Source organism: Pseudomonas sp. CFBP 8770, assembly GCF_014841705.1.
Classification (GTDB): domain Bacteria; phylum Pseudomonadota; class Gammaproteobacteria; order Pseudomonadales; family Pseudomonadaceae; genus Aquipseudomonas.
The window spans coordinates 432,296-452,944 of record NZ_JACYUL010000002.1 but is presented as its reverse complement, the minus strand read 5'-3'; the positions used below and the strand labels follow the sequence as shown (position 1 = coordinate 452,944).

22 protein-coding genes are annotated in these 20,649 nt (G+C 63.2%); 6 read left to right on the top strand and 16 right to left on the bottom strand.

What is annotated here, in order from left to right:
• Nucleotide 1: 1 nt before the first annotated feature.
• The 11 genes from IFT98_RS06860 to IFT98_RS06810 form a co-directional block, all read right to left on the bottom strand.
• Nucleotides 2-1,111 carry a flagellar basal body P-ring protein FlgI gene (locus IFT98_RS06860; RefSeq protein ID WP_122475937.1) on the bottom strand — a complete coding sequence of 370 codons (1,110 nt, stop codon included), beginning with the start codon at nucleotides 1,109-1,111 and terminating at the stop codon, nucleotides 2-4.
• A gap of 12 nt (nucleotides 1,112-1,123) precedes the next feature.
• Complete coding sequence (flgH, locus tag IFT98_RS06855; RefSeq protein WP_043186005.1) at nucleotides 1,124-1,819, bottom strand: flagellar basal body L-ring protein FlgH; 696 nt, start codon at nucleotides 1,817-1,819, stop codon at nucleotides 1,124-1,126.
• 70 nt (nucleotides 1,820-1,889) lie between these two features.
• On the bottom strand, nucleotides 1,890-2,675 hold the full coding sequence (gene flgG / locus IFT98_RS06850; RefSeq protein WP_043186004.1) for a flagellar basal-body rod protein FlgG: 786 nt from the start codon (nucleotides 2,673-2,675) through the stop codon (nucleotides 1,890-1,892).
• 49 nt (nucleotides 2,676-2,724) lie between these two features.
• Complete coding sequence (locus IFT98_RS06845; RefSeq protein ID WP_122475939.1) at nucleotides 2,725-3,462, bottom strand: flagellar basal body rod protein FlgF; 738 nt, start codon at nucleotides 3,460-3,462, stop codon at nucleotides 2,725-2,727.
• A gap of 233 nt (nucleotides 3,463-3,695) precedes the next feature.
• Complete coding sequence (locus IFT98_RS06840) at nucleotides 3,696-3,881, bottom strand: hypothetical protein (protein ID WP_192047915.1); 186 nt, start codon at nucleotides 3,879-3,881, stop codon at nucleotides 3,696-3,698.
• Between the two features lie 13 nt (nucleotides 3,882-3,894).
• Nucleotides 3,895-5,205 carry a flagellar hook protein FlgE gene (gene flgE, locus IFT98_RS06835; protein WP_192047837.1) on the bottom strand — a complete coding sequence of 437 codons (1,311 nt, stop codon included), beginning with the start codon at nucleotides 5,203-5,205 and terminating at the stop codon, nucleotides 3,895-3,897.
• Nucleotides 5,206-5,233: 28 nt separating this feature from the next.
• Entirely contained in the window at nucleotides 5,234-5,935 is a 702-nt protein-coding gene (flgD, locus tag IFT98_RS06830; RefSeq protein WP_192047836.1) for a flagellar hook assembly protein FlgD, read from the bottom strand.
• A gap of 15 nt (nucleotides 5,936-5,950) precedes the next feature.
• Nucleotides 5,951-6,394: a flagellar basal body rod protein FlgC gene (gene flgC, locus IFT98_RS06825; protein WP_122713719.1), complete on the bottom strand. Its 444-nt coding sequence runs from the start codon at nucleotides 6,392-6,394 to the stop codon at nucleotides 5,951-5,953.
• Nucleotides 6,395-6,397: 3 nt separating this feature from the next.
• A complete protein-coding gene (flgB, locus tag IFT98_RS06820; RefSeq protein ID WP_122475947.1) occupies nucleotides 6,398-6,805 on the bottom strand; it encodes a flagellar basal body rod protein FlgB in 408 nt (135 codons plus the stop codon).
• A gap of 235 nt (nucleotides 6,806-7,040) precedes the next feature.
• A complete protein-coding gene (gene cheR / locus IFT98_RS06815) occupies nucleotides 7,041-7,868 on the bottom strand; it encodes a protein-glutamate O-methyltransferase CheR (protein ID WP_122476757.1) in 828 nt (275 codons plus the stop codon).
• Between the two features lie 48 nt (nucleotides 7,869-7,916).
• Nucleotides 7,917-8,843: a chemotaxis protein CheV gene (locus IFT98_RS06810; protein WP_122713720.1), complete on the bottom strand. Its 927-nt coding sequence runs from the start codon at nucleotides 8,841-8,843 to the stop codon at nucleotides 7,917-7,919.
• A 58-nt stretch (nucleotides 8,844-8,901) separates the two neighbouring features.
• On the opposite strand from IFT98_RS06810, the gene flgA reads away from it, so the two are divergent.
• The 4 genes from flgA to IFT98_RS06790 all read left to right on the top strand — a co-directional run bounded on the left by flgA (nucleotide 8,902) and on the right by IFT98_RS06790 (nucleotide 11,401).
• On the top strand, nucleotides 8,902-9,654 hold the full coding sequence (flgA, locus tag IFT98_RS06805; protein WP_122713721.1) for a flagellar basal body P-ring formation chaperone FlgA: 753 nt from the start codon (nucleotides 8,902-8,904) through the stop codon (nucleotides 9,652-9,654).
• Between the two features lie 149 nt (nucleotides 9,655-9,803).
• The gene (gene flgM / locus IFT98_RS06800) at nucleotides 9,804-10,109 is read left to right on the top strand and encodes a flagellar biosynthesis anti-sigma factor FlgM (RefSeq protein WP_122713722.1); all 306 of its coding nucleotides are present in this window, start codon (nucleotides 9,804-9,806) and stop codon (nucleotides 10,107-10,109) included.
• A 49-nt stretch (nucleotides 10,110-10,158) separates the two neighbouring features.
• On the top strand, nucleotides 10,159-10,626 hold the full coding sequence (locus IFT98_RS06795) for a flagella synthesis protein FlgN (RefSeq protein WP_122794844.1): 468 nt from the start codon (nucleotides 10,159-10,161) through the stop codon (nucleotides 10,624-10,626).
• A 28-nt stretch (nucleotides 10,627-10,654) separates the two neighbouring features.
• Nucleotides 10,655-11,401, top strand: coding sequence for a flagellar brake protein (locus IFT98_RS06790; protein ID WP_192047835.1), 747 nt, complete (start codon nucleotides 10,655-10,657; stop codon nucleotides 11,399-11,401).
• Between the two features lie 35 nt (nucleotides 11,402-11,436).
• On the opposite strand, the gene IFT98_RS06785 is transcribed toward IFT98_RS06790, so the two are convergent.
• Both IFT98_RS06785 and IFT98_RS06780 read right to left on the bottom strand, forming a co-directional pair.
• Complete coding sequence (locus tag IFT98_RS06785; protein WP_192047834.1) at nucleotides 11,437-12,729, bottom strand: MFS transporter; 1,293 nt, start codon at nucleotides 12,727-12,729, stop codon at nucleotides 11,437-11,439.
• Nucleotides 12,730-12,845: 116 nt separating this feature from the next.
• Nucleotides 12,846-14,087 carry a glutamine synthetase family protein gene (locus IFT98_RS06780; RefSeq protein ID WP_192047909.1) on the bottom strand — a complete coding sequence of 414 codons (1,242 nt, stop codon included), beginning with the start codon at nucleotides 14,085-14,087 and terminating at the stop codon, nucleotides 12,846-12,848.
• Nucleotides 14,088-14,396: 309 nt separating this feature from the next.
• Between IFT98_RS06780 and IFT98_RS06775 the strand changes: the two genes are divergently transcribed.
• Both IFT98_RS06775 and IFT98_RS06770 read left to right on the top strand, forming a co-directional pair.
• On the top strand, nucleotides 14,397-15,122 hold the full coding sequence (locus tag IFT98_RS06775; RefSeq protein WP_163007416.1) for a helix-turn-helix domain-containing protein: 726 nt from the start codon (nucleotides 14,397-14,399) through the stop codon (nucleotides 15,120-15,122).
• Between the two features lie 108 nt (nucleotides 15,123-15,230).
• Nucleotides 15,231-15,671: a winged helix-turn-helix domain-containing protein gene (locus tag IFT98_RS06770; protein ID WP_185794495.1), complete on the top strand. Its 441-nt coding sequence runs from the start codon at nucleotides 15,231-15,233 to the stop codon at nucleotides 15,669-15,671.
• Here IFT98_RS06770 and IFT98_RS06765 read toward each other — a convergent pair.
• The 3 genes from IFT98_RS06765 to IFT98_RS06755 are packed head-to-tail and all read right to left on the bottom strand — an operon-like array spanning nucleotide 15,668 to nucleotide 20,579.
• Nucleotides 15,668-16,918: an HlyD family type I secretion periplasmic adaptor subunit gene (locus tag IFT98_RS06765; protein WP_122713729.1), complete on the bottom strand. Its 1,251-nt coding sequence runs from the start codon at nucleotides 16,916-16,918 to the stop codon at nucleotides 15,668-15,670. The two genes, IFT98_RS06770 and IFT98_RS06765, sit on opposite strands and share 4 nt — an antisense overlap.
• A 14-nt stretch (nucleotides 16,919-16,932) precedes the next feature.
• Nucleotides 16,933-19,113, bottom strand: a complete 2,181-nt coding sequence (locus IFT98_RS06760) for a type I secretion system permease/ATPase (RefSeq protein ID WP_192047833.1) — start codon at nucleotides 19,111-19,113, stop codon at nucleotides 16,933-16,935.
• On the bottom strand, nucleotides 19,110-20,579 hold the full coding sequence (locus IFT98_RS06755; protein ID WP_342214137.1) for a TolC family outer membrane protein: 1,470 nt from the start codon (nucleotides 20,577-20,579) through the stop codon (nucleotides 19,110-19,112). Before IFT98_RS06755 ends, IFT98_RS06760 begins: the two co-directional genes overlap by 4 nt.
• Nucleotides 20,580-20,649: the final 70 nt, after the last annotated feature.

The following is a 20,649-nucleotide window of genomic DNA, read 5'->3' as shown; positions in this document are numbered from 1 at the left end:
CTCAAATCACGATCAGGTCGGCCTGCAATGCGCCGGCCTGTTTCAGGGCTTCGAGAATGGCCATCAAGTCACCGGGCGCAGCCCCCACCTGGTTGACCGCGCGGACGATCTCGTCGAGCGTGGTGCCAGGGCCAAACTTGAACATCGGTTTGGCTTCCTGCTGGGCGCTGACCCGCGAACGTGGCACCACCGCCGTTTCGCCACCGGACAAAGGCCCTGGCTGGCTGACGATCGGATCCTCGGTAATGGTCACCGTCAGGCTGCCGTGGGTCACTGCCGCAGGCGATACCTTGACGTTCTGGCCAATCACGATGGTGCCGGTGCGCGAATTGATGATCACCTTGGCCACCGCCTGCCCGACGTCGACATCGAGGTTCTCGAGGATCGACAGGTAGTCCACGCGCTGGCTGGGGTCGACCGGTGCAGTGACGCGCACCGAGCCCCCGTCAATAGCCTGCGCAACTCCCGGGCCAAGAAGCTCGTTGATCTTGTCGACGATGTGCTTGGCGGTCGTGAAGTCCGAGCGGTTGAGGTTCAGCGTCAGGCTGTTGCCCTGATTGAAGCCACTGGGTACGGCACGCTCGACGCTGGCACCGCCAGGAATCCGTCCTGCCGACGGCACATTGACGGTGATTTTCGACCCGTCGCGGCCTTCGGCGTCAAAACCACCGACGACCAGGTTGCCTTGGGCGATGGCGTAGACGTTGCCGTCGATACCCTTGAGCGGGGTCATCAGCAGGCTGCCACCGCGCAGGCTTTTCGAGTTGCCGATGGACGACACGGTGATATCGACCACCTGCCCCGGCTTGGCGAACGCCGGCAGGTCGGCATGGATCGACACGGCGGCGACGTTCTTGAGCTGCACGTTGCCCGAGCCCGGCGGCACCTTGATGCCGAACTGGGAAAGCATGTTGTTGAAGGTCTGCAGGGTGAAAGGCGTTTGCGTGGTCTGGTCGCCGGTGCCATTGAGGCCCACGACCAGGCCGTAGCCGATCAGCTGGTTCGTGCGCACGCCGGAAATGCTGGCGATGTCCTTGAGGCGCTCGGCCTGAACGCCGAACGCGGCGGACAACAGCAGGGCAGCGGCGATCAGGTGTTTGAAGTTGAGCATGGACGGGCGCACTCAGAAAGGGAACAGTGGGCTGGCGAAGAACCGGTCGAACCACCCCGGCTGACTGGCCTCGGCAAACGACCCGGTGCCCGAATAGGTGATGCGCGCATCGGCTACCCGCGTCGAAGACACGGTGTTGTCGGTGGCGATGTCATCGGCGCGGACCAGGCCGGAAATGCGCACCAGCTCTTCGCCGGTGTTGAGCGTCATCCACTTCTCGCCGCGGACCGAGATGATACCGTTGGGCAGCACGTCGGCCACCGTGACCGTGACCGAACCGGTCAGGCTGTTGTTCTGCGCTGCTGCCGCGGTGCCGTTGGTGGCGCGGGTGCCGCTGTAGCCTGCGTTGAGGCTCAGGTCGCCACTGCCCAGCGGGTTGTTGGTGTTCACACCCGCACCGAACAGCGAGGTCAGGCCCAGGCTGTTGTTGCTGTCCTTGCCGACCTTGGAGTTGGCGCTCTTGCTGGCACTGGTCCGCTCGTTGAGGGTGATGGTGATGATGTCGCCCACGCGGAACGCCTTGCGGTCGCTGTAGAGGTTCTGTTCGAAACCGGCTTGGTAGATCGAGCCGTTGTTGGCGGCAGCAGGCATCGGTGTGCGCGGCAGCACCGGGGCGTAGTACGGGTCGTTGGGCTTGGCCGGCGGCGCGACGCAACCGGTCAGCAAGGCCATTCCACTCAGGGCAAGAACAATCGAGACACGACGCATGACACAGACCTCATGGTGTAGCCGGCGCACGCGGCGCCCAGGTAGCTTGGGGGTTACGGATGGACCCGGGTTACAGGTTCTGGGTCAGGTTCTGCAGCATCTGGTCGGCAGTCGAGATGACCTTGGAGTTCATCTCGTAGGCACGCTGGGTGGTGATCATGTTGACCAGCTCTTCCACGGTGCTCACGTTGGAGTTTTCCAGGGTGTTCTGCAGCACCGTGCCAGCGCCGTTCAGGCCAGGCGTTGCCACTTGCGGCGCGCCGCTGGAGGCGGTTTCCAGGAACAGGTTGCCACCGATGGCCTGCAGGCCGGCCGGGTTGATGAAGTCGGCGGTCTGCAGGTTGCCGATCACCTGCGAGGCGGCGTTGCCGGCCGTAGTGATGGACACGGTGCCGTCGGTGCCCACGGTGAAGGTCTGCGCTTCGTTGGGAACGACGATGGCAGGTTCCAGCGCCAGGCCCTGGGCGGTGACGATCTGGCCATCGGAGTTCAGGTGGAAGGTACCGTCACGGGTGTAGGAAACGGTGCCATCAGGCTGCATTACCTGAAAGAAGCCGCGACCGTTGATGGCCATGTCCAGCGGCTGATCGGTGGTCTGCAGGCTGCCGGCGGTGAAATTCTTCTGGGTGCCGACGATGCGTACACCGGTACCGACCTGCAGGCCCGACGGCAGTTCGCTGTCCTGGGTCGACTGGGCGCCAGGCTGACGTTTGATCTGGTAGAGCAGGTCCTGGAATTCGGCGCGATCGCGCTTGAAACCCGTGGTCGACACGTTCGCCAGGTTGTTGGAAATCGTGGTCAGGTTGGTGTCCTGAGCCTGGAGGCCGGTCTTGCTGACCCATAGTGCTGGAAGCATGTGTCTTCTCCTGGAGCGCCTGGTTTACGGCGCGATCGCTACGCTGGAATTAGATTTGCAAGACCCGGGCCATGGCCTCGTCGCCTTCTTTGGCGGTGCTCATCATCTTGATGTGCAGTTCGAACTGCTTGGAGAGCGCCAGCACCGAGGTCATTTCTTCGACCGCGTTGACGTTGCTTGCCTCCAGGAAACCAGACTCGACGCGCACGGCGGCATCGGCCGGTGCCGGTTGGCCACTGGAGGTGTGGATCAGACCGTCCAGGCCCTTGGTCAGGGTTTTCACGTCCGGATTGACCAGCTTGATGCGGTCGACCTGGGCCATGACGTTGGGCGCCTGGCCCAGACCACGAATGCTGATGGTGCCGTCCATGCCGATCTCGATTTTCTCGTCGGGCGGCACGGCGATCGGGCCGCCGTTGCCCATGACCGGCAAACCATTGCCGGCGCGCAGTACGCCGAGGGCGTCGACGTTCATGCTGGCAGTGCGGACGTAGGCTTCGCCGCCGTCGGGTGTCTGTACGGCGATGAAGCCATTGCCGCCCACCGCGACGTCCAGATCCCGGCCGGTTTCCTGCAGCGCGCCGCCACTGAAATCGGTGGCCGGACGTTCGGTCAGGGCATAGGCCCGCGAAGGAAAGGTGTCGCCGAACACCGGCATGGAACGCGCCTGTTCCAGGTCACGCTTGAAGCCGGTGGTGGAAATGTTGGCCAGGTTGTTGGCATGCGCCTTCTGCGCCAGCGCGTTCTGGCTGGCACCGGTCATTGCCACATAGAGCATCTTGTCCACAGTTGTCTCCCTCGACGGGCGAATGCCGTCTACTGCTGTACTGAGAGAGGTAGAGCAATATGCGGGCCAACTTTATCCATACGGCTACAGCCCTTCTAGGACGGGGCTTGCAGCGGTGCGGCCGGAGCGGACTGAAAGCTTGACGCCGAAAAGTCGGCGCCGGATTGCCGCTAGCGGCAACGGGAGAATGGATTTACGTCACGACACCAGGGCGAGGCTCGACGGCGCCGTGTTCAACGACGGCAGCCGGCGTTGCTGAACGGCCCGGCGAAGCGACGGTAATGCGGGCCAGGGTCGACCTGACTGCACAGGTACCGCCCGCTTGCCAGGCTCTGGTAGATGTACCAGGGCGCTGGCGCCGCCACGGCCATCGCGCCGGTTGCGGCGATGGCCAGGGCTGCACAGAGGCACCGAATCACTGCCCTGCCCTCATCAGGTCATCTGGATGATGGTCTGCATCACGGTACTTTCGGTGGAAATGGTCTTGGCGTTCGCCTGGTAGTTGCTCTGCGCCTTGATCAGGTTCACCAGTTCGGCCGTAAGGTCGACGTTGGAATCCTCTAGTGCCTGCGATTGCAGGTTGCCCATGACGCCGGTATCAGGCGTGCCGATCACGGCGGTACCGGAAGCGAACGACTCTTTCCAGTTGGTGCCGCCGTTGGGCGCCAGACCCTGCATGTTGGCGAAGCTGGCCATGGCCACCTGGCCGATGACCTTGTTCTGGCCGTTGGTGAAGTTGGCGAACATGTTGCCCGTGCCGTCCACCGACAGACCGGTCAGCTCACCCGTGGCGTAGCCGTCCTGGGTCTTGGCCGAGGTGGCCGATGCCGAGTTGTATTGCGTGGTCGCCAGCATGTCCAATGCCACGCCACCGGCATTGGCCGTCGCGCCGTTGGGCGTCCAGGTGCCATCGGCGCCACGGGTGGAAGGCACCCAGCCGGCCAGGTTGAAGCTCTTGTCGGCATTGATGCCCAGGCCACCGGCCACGTCGCCCTGAGCAGGCACGATGAGGCTGCCGTCAGACTTGAAGCTCAAGGTGTTGACCAACGGCGTGGTGGCGGTCGGATCGGACGGATTGCGCCCATCGATGGTGGTGTGCATGGTCCAGCTGTTGGCCGTGGCATCCTTAACGAAGTACTGGTTCATCTGGTGGGCGTTGCCCAGGCTGTCGTACACATCGGTGTTGAACGTGTAGTTGTAGCTCTTGACGTTGCTCGGGTCGAACGGCGTGATGGTTGCCTGCGGCGCGCTGGAGTTGAGGTTGACGGTTTCGGCGATCTTCGAGGTCGCCTTGGGCTGCAGGTTCGCAGAGTCGATTTTAAGGTTGGTCAGCACGCCCGTCTGCACCACGCCGTCCTGGGCGTTGTAGCCCTGCAGGTTGTTGCCGCCCACGTCGACGACGTTGCCGTCCTTGTCGCTGTAGAAGGCACCGGCACGGGTGTAGAGCTTCTGGCCGCCATCGTTGAGCACGAAGAAACCATTGCCGTTGATCGCCAGGTCGAGGCTCTGCCCGGTCGAGGCGATGTTGCCCTGGGTGAACTGCTGCGACACGGCTGCGGTGGTCACACCACTGCCCACGCTGGTCTTGCCGGCCGTGGCGCGGATGGACGCGGCGTACTGGTCGGCGAATTCCGCGCGCGAGGATTTGAAGCCGGTGGTCGCGACGTTGGCAATGTTGTTGCCGGTGACGTTGAGCGCCTTGTTGGCTGCCGAAAGACCGCTGAGGCCGATATTGAAAGTCATGCTGTACTCCTGCGCCGAACGAAGCGGCTCAAATTCCGATGGTTTGGACTTTCGACAGCGCAACGCTACCCAGTCCAGCGAGGTTGAGGGTCAGTTCACCGCCGTTGGTGCCCATCGTGACGCTGTTCACCGTGGCTGGCAGGTAGGTGCTCATGGCCGTGGCGGTACCGTCGACGGTGGCTGCGGCCTTGAAGGTGTAGGTGCCGGCAGCGGCAACCGCGCCGTTGCTGTCCTTGCCATCCCAGGTGAAGGCGGCATTGCCGGCGGACTGGCTGCCCAGATCGATATTGCGCACCAGGTCGCCTTTGGCGTCATAGACGCCGACCGTGGTGTTGCTGCTCGACGAGGTCAGCGCCACCGAGCCGGTGAGGCCCTTGGTGGGGTCGACCACCGCGGTGTCGGTCTGGGCGATGACCGAACGGCCGACCAGCGACGAGGCCTGCAGCGCCTGGGACGATTGGTAGTTGTTGACGATGGTGCCCACCGACGAATTCAGGCTCTGCATGCTTTCCAGGCTGCTGAACTGCGCCAGCTGGGCCACGAACTCGCCGTTGTCCTGGGGATCGAGGGGGTTCTGGTTCTGCATCTGGGTCACCAGCAGCTGCAGGAACGCGTCCTTGCCCAACGCACTGCCGGCGGTGCCGGTCGAGCTGTCGGTGCTGCTGGTGGTCTTCTGCAATGAGTCCAGGACCGAGGCGCTCACGCCATTGTTAATGCTGGTAGTCGTCATCTGCGCTCGCCTCTATCACTGACCCAGGGTCAGCACCTTCTGCATCATGGTCTTTGCGGTGTTCATCAGTTCGGCGTTGGTCTGAAAGGAACGACTGGCCGAGATCATGTCGGCCATTTCCTCGACCACGTTGACGTTCGGGTAGTAGACGTAGCCATCCTTGTTCGCCGCCGGATGGTTGGGCTCGTATCGCGCTTCCAGATCGCTCTGGTCTTCGACCACGCCGGTGACCTGCACACCCTGCCCCGCCGAGTCCTGATCCTGGAACAGCGAACCGCTGTCACCGGCCTGCTGGCCCTGGAGCATGGTGGCGAACACCGGGTGCCGCGCACGGTAGGTCTGGTCGATGCTGGACGATACGGTTTCGGCGTTGGCGATGTTGCTCGCCACGGTGTTCAGGCGCGTGGTCTGCGCGCTCATGCCGCTACCGGCAATGTTGAAGACGCTGGCAAGGGACATGGCTTAATCTCCGCGAAGGGCCGATACCAGCCCTTTGAACTTGCTGTTGAGCAGGGTGAAACTGGCCTGGAAGTTGACCGAGTTCTCGGCGTAGTTCGACTGCTCGATCTGCGCATCGACGGTATTCTGGTCCAGCGAAGGCTGGGTGGAGATGCGGTACTGCAAGGTCTCGTCGCCGGAACTGAAGCCTTGGGCGGCAATGTGCTTGCTGCTGGTGGTCTGCAGGCCGAAGGCACCTTTGCCGTTCTGCTCGTTCTGGGCTGCCAGCACCGAGGCGAAGTCCAGGTCCCGCGCTTTGTAGTTGGGGGTATCGGCGTTGGCGATGTTGTTGGCCAGCACTTCGGCACGCTTGGCGCGAAAGCCCAAGGCCTGCTCGTGAATACCCAGCGCTTTGTCGAAACTGATGCTCATGTTGGTACCTATGCGGCAGACCAGATGGTTCGTGCAGGATAGATAGCAATCCGTGTGCCAAGTCTCGAAAAGCCCGTCCCATGCGGGTTGCGGGCCTGTCAGGCGGTGGGTGATGCCAGAAAAGCGGCAAGAAATTTCCGCTGGAGGGGAAAAGCGGCAACGCTGGCGCCAGAAAAATTGCCGCCCGTGCACCTTGTTCGCACGCCTCGGTGAAGGAGGCGCGCCAGGCGCGAGATCACTTGGCCTGGTAGATGATACCAGGGCTGCACTGCACCATCTGATACAGCTCGGGCAAGCCATTCAAGGCTTCGGATGCACCCAGGAACAGGTACCCGCCCGGCTTGAGGGTGCCATGGATACGGGTAAGGATGTCTTTTTTCACCTGTGCGGAAAAGTAGATCAGCACGTTACGGCAGAACACGATGTCGAACTTGCCCAACGCCGCATAGCTGTCGAGCAGGTTGAACGCACGAAACTCGACGCGACTGCGGATGGGCGCCTTGACTGCCCAGCGCCCTGGCGTCTTGGGGTCGAAGTAGCGCTGCAGACGCTCCTGGGAAAGGCCGCGGCCGATCGCCAGGCTGTCGTACTCGCCGCTCTTGCAATTGGTCAGCATACTGCCGGACAGGTCGGTGGCAACGATCTGCACACCCGATTTCAGCTGTCCCAGGTTGCTGCGCTCGAACTCGTCGATGGTCATCGACAGCGAATAGGGTTCCTGGCCGGACGAGCACGCCGCCGACCAGATGCGCAGGCGTGCGCCGGGGCTGGCCTTGATGCTTTCGGGCAGAACTTTGTTCTTCATCACTTCGAAGGGATAGGTGTCGCGAAACCACAGGGTTTCGTTGGTGGTCATGGCGTCCACCACCTGCTCGCGCAGGCCGCTGCGTGGCTGGGTCTGGATACGCTGCACCAGCTCGCCCAGGGACTTGATGCCCTGCTGCTCCATCAGCTTGTTCAGGCGGCTGGCGACGAGGTACTGCTTGTTCTCGCCCAAGAGAATGCCACAGGCTTTTTCCAGGAAGACCCGGAACTGATCAAAATCCAAATTACCCGTAGACACGGTGCCGCCTCTTGCTGGTTCGGTAGGCCGGGCGCAGGCGCCCGGCATTCATACTGCTGCCTTGATGCGATCGACGACCCGTGCCGCCAGGTCGTCGGGGCGGAACTTGGCAAGGAAATCGTCGGCGCCGACCTTCTTGACCATGGCCTGGTTGAACACCCCTGACAACGACGTATGCAGAATGATGTGCAGCTTCTGCATGCGTGGGTCGCTGCGGATCTCCGCGGTCAAGGTGTAGCCGTCCATCTCCGGCATCTCGATGTCGGAGATCAGCATGAGGAATTCCTCCTCCGGACGCTTGCCTTCGTCGACCATCTTGCGCAGGTATTCCAGGGCCTGGCGACCGTCGTTCAAGGCCACCACTTCAACCCCCACGGTCTGCAGGCAACGGGTTACCTGCTTGCGCGCCACCGATGAATCGTCGACGGTCAACACGCGCAGGGACACGGCCTTTTTGTGGGTCTCTTCGTCCACCACGCCAACCGAGATCGCTTCGGAGGTCGGCGCCACTTCGGCGAGGATTTTCTCGACGTCGATGATTTCCACCAACTGGTTGTCCACGCGGGTGACGGCCGTCAGGTAGTGATCGCGGCCGGTGCCCCTGGGTGGCGGATGGATCTCCTCCCAGTTCATGTTGACGATACGTTCCACCGAATGCACCAGAAAGCCCTGAATCTTGGTGTTGTACTCGGTAATGATGACGAAGGTATCGGTGGACGCCACAAGGCCCGCAGCGCCCGTGGCCATGTCCAGATCGAGGATCGGAATGGTCGCGCCGCGGATGTTGGCCACGCCGCGAACCACCGGATTGGACTTCGGCAATACCGTCAGTTTGGGGCATTGCAGCACCTCCCTGACCTTGAAGACGTTGATCCCGTAGAGCTGCTTGCCATTGAGGCGAAACAACAGCAGCTCCAGGCGATTCTGCCCAACCAGCTGCGTGCGCTGGTTCACCGAATCCATTACACCCGCCATGCCCAAACTCCTCTTGCGACCCGCTCGATATCGGCACGGGCCTTGCTATTAGCACTGCATGAACGCAAAAACGACAGTTTCTCGACACATCGCCGCGTATTTATTCTGGGCCGTTGCCACGGTGGGTGGCGCGGTGCTCGGCAGTGCGGCGCGCGCCGACAATGTCACATTGCCCGAACAGCTTATCGGTGTCACCCAGGGTTTTCTTGAGTTCACTGTTGAAGATTATCTGGCGACCTCGCAAATCCAGGGCCGCTACGAGATCGAAGTGAACAACCTCGACCCACGTCTGCGCATGCCCGGTTGCGACCGGCAACTGTCGGCCACCCTGGAAAGCCCGGCGCAACCCATGGGCCGGGTGACCGTACGAGTGCGCTGCGAAGGCGCTGCGCCGTGGACAGTATTCGTTCCGGCGCAGGTCCGGCTGTTTCGCGAGGTGGTGACCACCACCCGACCGTTGAAGCGCGACAGCGTGTTGACGGAGGCCGACGTGGCGTTGCGCGAACGCGACGTCGGCGCCATGGGTCAAGGCTTCCTGGTCTCGCTGGACGAGGCCGTGGGCATGAAGCTGATCCGACCGACGGTGATCGACCAGGTGCTCACGCCGGTATTCCTCGAGCAACAGGCGCTGGTGCTCAAGGGTGATCAGGTGGTGATCATTGCCCGCAGTGGCACCCTGGCGGTCCGCATGCCGGGCGAAGCGCTGGCGCAGGGTGGCATGAGCGAGCAGATACGTGTGCGCAACCTGAACTCCAAACGGGTGGTCAAGGCGCGTGTCACCGGGCCTGGACAAGTGGAAGTGGCGATGTAAAAGCTGGCCGGCGAACCGGAGTTTTCCTACACTAGGGGCCTACACGGGCCCGTAGCCGCGGCATCGGGCATTTGCGAAACAGCGCCTAAAGTTAATCGGGATTTGGCCGAAAACAAGGCAAGCGTCCAAATACCCAGAGGTTCAGAACAATGGTTATCGACTTCAACCGAGTGGGCAACTCGCCGTCAGTGCAGGGTACGTCGCGTACCAGCGCTGCCAAGGAAGTGGCCGCCGACACGGCCGTGCCAAGCACGCCCGCCGTGAAGAGCGGGGAACCGGTCACCTTGAGCGATCAGGCCCAGCAAATGCAGAAAATCACCGACAAGCTGAGCGATCAGCCGACTGTCAACAGCGCCCGCGTCGCCGAGCTCAAGCAGGCTATCGCCGAGGGCAGCTATAAAGTCGACAGCGAGCGCGTTGCCAGCAAAATGCTCAATTTCGAAGCCCAGCGCTAGCCTAGTCTAGGCGCCGGGGTTTCTGGACGCGTCAACGCCAGGGCTCACCATGCACGATCAAACGCTGTTGCAGCTGATTGAAGAAGACCTCCCGTACGCAGGGCAGCTGCTCGAGCTGCTGCGCGACGAGTCGCAGGCGTTGCAGAGCCGCGACATGGAGCTTCTGGAAACGATTCTGGCGCAGAAGCAGTCATTGATCGTGCTGCTCGAACAGAACGGACGCCGACGCAGCCACTTGCTCATGCAGCTTGGCCTGTCGGCGGATCGCGATGGCCTGCAGGCGCTGGCGCGCCAGTCGCACCTGGGCGATGCGTTGCTGGCCCGGGGCGATGCGTTGAGTCAGTTGCTTGCACAGTGCCAGGCCATCAATGCACAGGTGGGCCAAGGCATCGTGCGCCAGCAAGTGGCGACTGCCAACCAGATCCGCATCCTCACTGGCGCCGAGCCACCGTCGCTCTACAACAGCCGTGGCTCGACCGCGCGAATGGCCACCTACCGCGCCCTCAGCCAGGCCTGACTGCGTGTTCCCCGGAGTAGACCAGAACGTGTCAAACGCATCGAACGTGGAAGACGCCCCGCAACCGCCCAAGGTGCTTGCAACGCCCCTGGAAGTCGCCGCCAACTTGCGCATGCTTCAGGAAAGCCACGACCCGCTCATCATCACGTTTCACGAGCGCGCTCTGCGCTGCCAGAGCTTTGTGGTGGAAGTGGACCGGGACAACCTGCGCATCGTCCTCGATGAAATGATTCCCCGCGAAGGCGAGAAATACCTGGAAGCAGGTGAAGGATTCAAGGTCGAAGGCTTTCATGACGGCGTGCGCGTTGCCTGGGAAAGCCATGGCAACTGGACCATTACCCAGAAGCAAGGCAGCCGCTGCTATGTCGGCGCGCTGCCTGGCCAGGTGGTCTATCACCAGCGCCGCAATGCCTTTCGTGCCGCGCTCAAGCTGTCCCAACTGGTCGATGTGGAAATCGCCGGCAGCCGGCTGAAGAGCACCCTGGTGGGCAAGCTGCTGGATATCTCGGCCCATGGTTGCAAGCTGCGCTTCGAGGGCGACATCGCCGAGCGGTTGCAGTTGGGGCAGATCTACGAGCGCTTCAGCGCCGGCCTGCCCTTCGGCGCCATGAATACGGCGGTCGAGCTGCGCCATCTGCATTTTGAGGAGCGCATCGACACCACCTTCGTCGGTGTGCGCTTCCACAATATTCCGGGGCTGATGCAGCGGCACCTCGAGCGCTTCGTGCATCAATTGCAACGCGACGCACAGCGCTTCGACCGGGACGACTTCTAAACCCAGGCCGCGCCCCAGCGCGGCCTGGCGGCACGCTAGCCGGCCTTGGCGGGTTCTTCGTCGGCCGGCTCGGTGTTCTGCATCTGTTCCTGCACCATGTGTTCATCCACCCGCGGGTCCAAAGCTGCAGCCAACGGCGAGTTGGCGGCCGGCATGGCCACGTGATGCAACGGTGCGTCGTCCACGACGTGCAGGTTGGTCACTGCCTTCGGCCTGATCCGCCATACCAGCACCACGGCGAAGAAACTGAAGAAGGCGTACAGCATCTGGCTGCCGAACTGCTTCATCAGCACCCCTGCCACCAATGGGCCGATACAGGCGCCCACACCGTAGGTCACCAACAGCATGGCGGTGAGCGAAACACGCCGATCGGCCTCGACGTGGTCGTTGGAAAACGCCACGGCCAGTGGGTACAGCGAGAACTGCAGCAGCGACACCAGGAAGCCGGCTGCGAACAGCACCTCCAGCGGCACAGCTGGAATCAGCGCCAGGGGCAGCGCGGCAATGGCGATACCGACTGCCACGCAGCGGATCAGCAGCGCACGGTCGTAACGGTCCGACAGCCAGCCCAGCGGCCACTGCACCAGCAACCCGGCGAAAATGCACGAACCCATGAACAGGCCGACCTGCTCGGTGCTCAGGCCCTGTGCCGAGGCGTACAGCGGCGCCAGACCGTAGAACGAACCGACGATCAGGCCTGAGCCCAGCACGGTGCTCAGTGACTGCGGCACGCGACTGATGAAGAAGCGTGGCTCCATCGGTGCCGGGTGCATGGGCGCCGGGTGAATCCGCCGCGTCAAGGCCACCGGCACCAGGCACAGGGCAAAGCACAACGCGACCAGCATGAGCAGTTCCAGACCCAGCTGCGGATGCACCACCAGAATCAGCTGGCCCAGCACCAGGCCCAGGTAGGAAGCGATCATGTAGCCGCTGAACACCGCACCGCGTTGCTTGCTGTCGGCCTGCTCGTTGAGCCAGCTCTCGATCACCATGTACTGGCACATCATGCCCAGACCGACGATGACCCGCAGGAACAGCCAGGCTGGCAGGTAGTTCACCAGGCCATGGCCCAGCACGGCGGCGCCGACGATACCGGCGCAGGTGGCATAGGCACGGATATGGCCAACACGGGCGATCAACCTGTGGCCGATCTTGCCGCCCAGTGCCAGGCCGAAATAGTTGGCGGCCATCAGCGCACCCACCCACAGGCTGTCGACCTGCTCGGCCGACAGGCGCAGGGCCAGGTAGGTACTCAACAAGCCTGAGCCGATCAGCATCATCAGTGAGGCGAAATACAGGGCTCGAAAGTTTTTCCAGATTTGGCGCATTGCAGGTCCGCGGTAAAGGGTGTCGGAACGATCAGTTCACAGGCGACGCCCTTTTCAGCCACCTCGGTTGAGCGCAGCGGGGAAAAATCGTCACCTGCATGCAAGGTGTTGCAGGGTCAAGCCGGGGCCGCCAGCACCCGGCGTTCCCACGGCGTGATTTCGTCGAAGAAACTCGCCAGCTCCAGGGTCTTGGTCGCAATGTAGCCTTCGATGAACACATTGCCGAACAGTTCCCTGGCCAACGGGCTGCGCTTGAGACGCTCCAGGGCCGCATGCAAGGTACATGGCAACGACAATTCTTCCGGCACGGCCAGGTCGCCCTGCATGGGCTGCGAGGGCTCGAGCCGGTGCTCGATGCCGTGCAGGCCGGCGGCGAGGCTGGCGGCGATGGCCAGGTAGGGATTGGCATCGGCACCGGGCAGACGGTTCTCGACCCTGCGTGCGCAGGCAGCGCTGGCCGGTATGCGCAGCCCGGCGGCGCGGTTGTCATAGGACCAGCAGGCATTGTTGGGCGACGCATAGGGCTGACACAAACGCTGGTAGGAATTCACGTTGGGCGCCAGCAGCGCCGTGAAATCGGCCATGGCCGCCTGTTGCCCACCGATGAAATGACGAAAGGTGTCGGTGGGCTGGTCATGGGCATCGTTGAACACGTTCAGGCCGCTGTCCAGCGCCACCACGCTCTGATGAATGTGCATCGAGCTGCCAGCCACCCGCGCCAGCGGCTTGGCCATGCACACCACGCTCAGCCCATGCTTGAGCCCGACTTCCTTGAGCAAGTGCTTGAACAGGAAGGTTTGGTCGGCGAGCAGCAGCGGATCACCATGCAGCAGGTTGATCTCGAACTGGCTGACGCCCATTTCGTGCATCACCGTGTCGCGCGGCAGCCCCAGCGCTGCCATGCTGCGATAGACCTCGTTGAAAAACGGCCGCAAGCCATTGTTGGACCCCACGCTGAACGCACTGCTGCCATCCTCGCGTCGGCCATCCAGCCCGATCGGCGCCTGGAACGGCAGTAACGGGTCGGGATTGGCGGCGAAGACGAAGAATTCCAGCTCGGTCGCTACCACCGGCGCCAGGCCCAGGCGCGCATAGCGTGCAACCACTGTCTTGAGCAGACCGCGGGTCGACAGCGGGGATGACCCGCCGGTCAACTCCTCGGCATCGCAGACCACCCAGGCACGGGGCGGCTCGCTCCAGGGCAGGCGCTGCAACCGAGTCAGGTCGGCCACCAGTGCGACGTCGCCGTCGTCGGCGCCGTAGTAGCGGCTGGGCGGATAACCGCCCATGATGCATTGCAGCAGCACGCCGCTGGCCAGTTGCAGACGACGACCCTCCAGGAACCCTTCTGCCGTCATGACCTTGCCCCGCGGTACGCCATTGAGATCAGGTGTGACGCATTCGATTTCATCGACACCGCTCAAACGCTCGGCGACCGTACGCAGCCCTTCGCTACTCATTTCTCTGCCCTTGACGCTCAATGCCGTACTCGGCGATGTACACAAAATACGCAACGCAGCGGGCGGGTGACAAGTCACCTGCAGGAAGCGTTGCGAACAAGTCGCTTGCCGATAGCGTAGCGCCAGTACACAGTGTAGTGACTTGGATCCAAGCAGCTCGATGCTGCGCCTTGTTCGTCGGCTCGGCGAACAGCAGGAATGATACACATGGACGTTTTGGCTGCACTGTTTCACCCGCTTGAACCGCGTCTTCTCATGCTTTGCAGCGATACCTCACGGAGCGACTCGCTCGAGCGCTGCCTTCACCACCTTTCCCTGCCCGTCGAGGGCCTGCAGCCGGACTTGCAGCCGACATTCGACTACGAAAAGAGCCGGCACAAGGCCATTCTCGTCGAGCCTGCCCGTGGCGAACGACAACAGGGCGTCCGCTGGGTCGACGACATCCGTCGAGGCAACAGCTGGGCGTCGGTGCTGGTCGCCCTGACCGGCGCCGACCCCGCCATTCGCCAAGCCTACCAACACGCAGGGGCCGACCACGTGCTGCGATTGCCGGGCCCGGAGCAGGAGCGCGAAGCATTCTATCTCGCGCTGTTCCAGAACCCCGACTACTGGAATCTGGCCCCACCGGTGCTGGATCCCGTACGTCTGTGCCTGGAAGACGCGACGCGACGCCTGGACCTGACCTTTGTGCAGGTTCAGGTGGTTCTGGCGCTGCTCTACGCCCCTCATCACCAGCTGAGCTTCGACGATCTGGCGCAACTGCTGGGGCTTAATATGCGCACCTACGACGTGCGGGTGGTGGAGAAATTCGTCAGTCGCCTGCGCAGCAGCATTCGCCGAGCCTTCGGCACCCATGTCATCCAGAGCGTACGCGGTACCGGCTACCGCCTGATTCGCGGCTGCATCTCGCCCCCGCCCATCGCCTTTCGCTGAAAAGCGTTTTTCGACTGACCGATGGCCATTGGCGATTTTTTCAAAGCGTACTAGCCTTGAATTGATAGAGAAATTGGATCCAGCACCACGTTTTGAAGGAACGACCCCATGCCTACGGACCTTGGCAACAAATATTCTTCCGTCTATACGCAGCTCTATACGGCCCATCAAACAGCGGATGATGCGCAGCTCGCACACGGCCGCTGGTGGTTCAACGACATCGACCGAACCCTGACCCAGAACGGTATCAGCGTGGCCTTGACGCGCACCGAGTGCTCGCTGCTGAGCCTGCTCGCCTTCAGCAGCGAGCGGGTGGTCAGCAAGGAAGCGCTGATCGCCGGACTGGGCAAGAACCCCAGCCAGTACAACGGTCTGGAAATGTCCCTGAGCCGCCTGCAAAGCAAGTTTGGCCAATGCAGCGGTGGCGAACGCCTGATCCGCTCGGTACGCAACCGCGGCTACTGCCTGGCCCAGGTGGTGCGTTCGGCTTATTGCCCAAGCTGGAAATCGCCGGGGGGCCAGGCTGCCGAGCCCCCCTGCTCTTCCTAGCGTTCGCGCAGGGCTTCCTTGGCCCTGTTCAGCGGTTTTATCAAATAATCCAGCACTGTCTTGTGGCCCGTGGTGATGTCTACCGTGGCGATCATGCCGGGGACGATGGCGAATTTCTTCCCGGCCTTGTTCTCCAGCGAGTCGGAATCGGTGCGGATGAACACCCGGTAATAGAACACCTCGGGTTTCACTTCATCCTGGATGGTATCGGGCGAGATGGTCACCACCCGGCCGTCGAGCCCGCCGTAGATCGAATAGTCATAGGCGGTGATCTTTACCTTGGCTTGCTGATCGGGATGAATGAAAGCGATGTCGCGGGGTGAAATTCTCGCTTCGATCAGCAGGCGCTCGTCCAGCGGCACGATCTGCATCAATTGGCCATTGGGCGGCACCACGCCGCCGATGGTGGTGACTTCGATGTCCTTGACGATGCCACGCACGGGCGAGCGCAGGGTCAGGCGCGACACCGAATCGGAGCGGCCCTTGAGCACCGCGGTCAGGGTTTCCACATCGGCATTGGCCTTGGCCAGCTCCTCGCGGGCCCGCACCATGTAATCGGAACGGGCTTCGGTGAGCTTGAGCTCGAGCTCAGAGCGCTGCCGATTCAGCCGCAGTACTTCCACCCGGCTGGCCGCACCGGTTCTGGCCAGGTTTTCGGTGATCTGCAATTCGCTGCGCACCAGCCGCAGGGATTCGTTGATGCCGGCCAACGAGTCATCCAGGCCACGACGGCGAACGTTGTACAGCTCGGTTTCGGCCTTGAGCAAAGCCGGATAGGCGTCGAGCTCGGCCGGGAATTTCAGGGGCTTGAGCCCCACTTCGGCCTGCAGGCGGGCGACACTGGCCAAGGTCGCGCGGTATTTCGCCGCGCTCTCGCCGAAGTTGGATTCGGTCTTGGTCGGGTCCAGCTGGGCCAGCACCTGACCGCGTTCGACGATCGCCCCTTCGGTCACGTTCATCTCGGCCACGATGCCGCCTTCAAGCGACTGGATCAGCTGTTCCCGCGAGCTGGGAATGACTTTGCCGGTGCCGGTGGAGACTTCCACGACCTCGAAGAAGAATGCCCAGACGAAAAACGCCAGCAGCATCGCCACCGCGACCCACACCACGCGGGTCGCGCGCACCACGGTGGAGTCGTCGACACCGTCCTGGTAATACGACTGGCCCGGCGCACCGTCTTCGCTGAGCAGCGGGATGCGCTTGAATTCACCGGAGCCCAGCACCTTGAAAGACTTGCCTGTATCCATTGCCCTGCCCTCCTTCATTGAGCCGCGCCCTTGGGACGCGACAGTCTGGCGATGGCGTTTTCCTTGGTGTCGTCGATCACCACCTGACCGTTGTCGACCACGATGATCCGGTCGACCAGGGCCAGCACGCTGGTGCGATGGGTGGCAACGATGATCGTGCGGCCCTGGCCCCAGGTCGCCAGGTTCTGGATCAGCCGGCGTTCGGTGGTTTCGTCCAGCGACGCGGTGGGCTCGTCGAGCAGCAGGATGTGCGGCTGGCGGATCAGCAGACGCGACAGCAGCAGCGATTGGCGCTGACCACCCGACAGGCCGAGGCCGCCTTCGAGAATCAAGTGATCCATGCCGGTCGGGCACTGGCGCACGAAATCCAGCGCGCCGGTGATTTCCAGTGCAGCGATGATCTCCTGGTCCGATGCCTGCCCGGCACCCATGATCAGGTTCTCGCGCAGGCTGCCGTGGAACAGCCGCGAGTTCTGCGTGAGCAGACCGATGTCGCGGCGCACGTCGGCCGGGTCGATATGGCCCAGGGCAACGCCATCGAGGCTGATGCTGCCGCCGCTCAGGTCCAGGCCGCCGGCCAGTGCCTGGAGCAAGGTCGACTTGCCAGCACCGTTGCGGCCAAGCACGGCGATGCGCTCGCCCGGCGCGATGCTCAACTCGTTGACGGTCAGTGCCGGGGTACGTGCCTCTTCGCTGTACTTGAAGCTGGCGCGCTTGAGCTGGTAGCGGCCGCCGATCACCGGCAGGTGCACGCGCTGGGCACCTTCGGGGTGATCGACCGGCAGCAGCATCAGGCGGTTGAGCCCTTCCAGGGCAACCTTGGCCTGCTGCCAGCGGGTCAGCACATGGGTCAGCTGCGACACCGGCGCCATCATCCGCGAGGCCAGAATCGAGGCCGCCACCAGGCTGCCGGTGGTGAGGTCGCCGACGATCACCATGGGCGCACCGAACACGATGACGATGGCGAACACCGCGCTCTGCACGTTCTGCGTCCAGGCCACCAGGCCGTTGGTCAGGGTGCGCAGGCGCAGGCTGCTGTCTGCCGCCACGGCGTTGTAGTGGTTCCATTGCTGCTGGAAGCGCTGCTCGGCCTGCAGGCTCTTGATGTCGTCCATGCCTTGCACGGTTTCGACCAGCATGGCGTTGCGCAGCGCTGATTCGCGCATGGATTCGTTGGCCAGCCGCGCCAGCTTGCGCTGGGCCATCAGCCCCGGCACCACCATGGCCACCAACGCGCACAGCGGAATCAGCACCAGCGGCCCGCCGATCAGGTAGAACACCACCAGGAAGATCAGGAAGAACGGCAGGTCGGCCAGTGCCGTGGCAGTGCTGGATGTGATCAGGTCACGCAGCGATTCGAGTTCGCGCAGCTGCGAGATGAACGAACCGGTGGACTTGGGCCGCGCCGAGTTGCGCAGGCGCATCGCGTGGCCGAAGACCAGGTCGCTGACACGCAGGTCGGCGCGCTTGCCCAGCAGGTCGGTGATCTTCATGCGCATGATGCGCATGATGAAGTCGAAGGTGATCGCCAGCAGCACGCCGCCGAACAGCACGTACAGGGTGGGCAGCGATTCGGCCGGGATCACCCGGTCGTATACCTGCATGGAGAACAACACTCCACCCAGGCCGAGGATGTTGGCCACCAGCGAGGCCAGCATGACGTGCCCGTAGGGCCTGAGGTCGCGCAGCACGATCTTGCGGAACCAATGCTCGTCGTAGGGCTTGATGTAGTCGTTGGTGCGCACGTCGCTGACCGGCCGGGCCGGACGCAGGATCACCGTGCGCAGGGCGTTGTCGAGCAGGGTCTGGCGGTCGATGCTGCTCTGCAGCCCTTGGTCGCCGCTATAGGCGATGCCGATCTGCTCGTCGTCGCCGAGCACCTGGATGATGCCGACCTGGCCGTCCTTGAGCTGCACCACCAGCGGCGTGCGCCACTGGGTCAGGGTGCTCGGGTCGTAGCGGGCGAACTTGATGGTCAGGCCGGCCTGCCGGGCCATCTGCCGCAGGACGTCCTCGACGCTTGAATCGTCGGCACGCAGCGATGCGATACGCACGTTTTCCGCCGAGCATTCCAGGCGGTAGTGGCGCGCCACACCGAGAATCGCGTCGAGCCAGACCTGGTAGTCCTGGCGCGAAAAGGCTTGCGCGGGCTGTACCGATTCCGCGTCCAGGGGCAGGTTCACGGCATCGTTCATGGCAGTATCTCCACGCCTTGGATGGTGCTCTGATCGATCCGGTAGGCACTGCGCAGGGCGCCGGTGCTGTACAGGCAGTCGACCTGCAGGCGACGCAGGTCAGCCTCGGTGTTGGCCAGGTCGAAGCGCGACTGGTGGATCTCCTGTTCGGCGTTGAGCAGGTCCAGCAATGGCCGCGTGCCCAGCTCCAGGTATTGCTGGCCGTACAGCTCGCGGGCTTCGGAAATGCTGCCCTGGCGCGATTGCAGCGAGCCCAGCCGACGGTCCAGGCTGGCGGTTTGCGCCTGCGCTTCGAACAAGCCCTGGCGGGCCTGCAGGCGAGCGGCATCTTCGGCCGAGTCGGCGGCAGTCAGGGCATAGGTGGCTGCGGCGGTGCGCGCGGTGGTGGCACCGCCCTGGTAGAACGGCACGTCGAGGTTGATGAAGATGCCCGCCTGGGTACGGTCGATATTGGAATTGTTGCTGTTGTAGTTGCTGTCCAGGTAGTGGTTCAGCGTAGGGTCGACCGACAGCGTCGGCAGCCCATCGGCGCGGGCCTGGCGAATGGCCGCCTGGGCCTCGACCCGTTGCGCGTTGGCTACCAGGATGCCCGGCAAGGCGTTCATGTCCGGTTCTGCAGCGTTGCAGGAGGCCAGCAGCGACGGCGGAAAGTCGTCGTTGACGTCGAACGGCGCAGCGCGTCCGACCAGGTTGATCAGGTTGGCTCGCCAGCGGTTGTACAGTGCCTGATACTGCAGCAGGGTGGCCCGCGCGCCGTCTTCGCGGGACCTGGCCTGGACCACGTCGGAGCGAGTCGCGGCGCCCATGTCGCTGCGCTGGCGTGCCAGCTCGGCAATGCCGGCGATGCCCTTGATCTGCTCGCGAGCGACCTGCAGCAGGCGTTGATAGCGCTGCACCTCGATGTAGGCCTGGGAGGTGTCGCGCGCCACCTGATCGATGCTCAGCAGTACCTGGGCCTGACTGCGCGCGACGCGGGCCTTGGCAACGTCGACCGCACTGTCGACCTTGCCGAAGTCGTAGAGCATCTGCTTGAGCGAGATGTTCACCGCCTGGCTGGTGCCATTGCCGCCGTAGGAACTGTCGAGACCGCCACGCAGGCCACCGGTGATGCGTGGATAGTAGCCGGCACGCGCCACGTTGATGCCCTCGCCCTGCTGGTACAGGGTGCCGATCGCTTCACCGATGCTCGGGTGCCACTCCACGGCCAGGCGGACGGCCTGGACCAGGCCCAACTGGGTGCCGGTGGCCGGCGTGGCCAGATCGGCGTCATCGAGCCTGGCCCCCGCCGAACTGGTACCGGACAGGACCGCTGGCCTTGCAGCGTTGCGTGGATGCGTCCGGGCCGTCTGCTCGGGACGGGTTTCCAGTCGGCTGGGGCTGATGACCTTGAGCCCGGGTTCGAGGGTGTCTGCGGCATGTGCCGAAAGGCTGTAGAGCGGTGTGATGCCCAGTGCCAGAACGGCCACCGAAATATGCGTTGCAAAAGAGGTGCACTTCAAGCCAATCCCCCACTTCCTGCTCTTGATGGCACGCCCG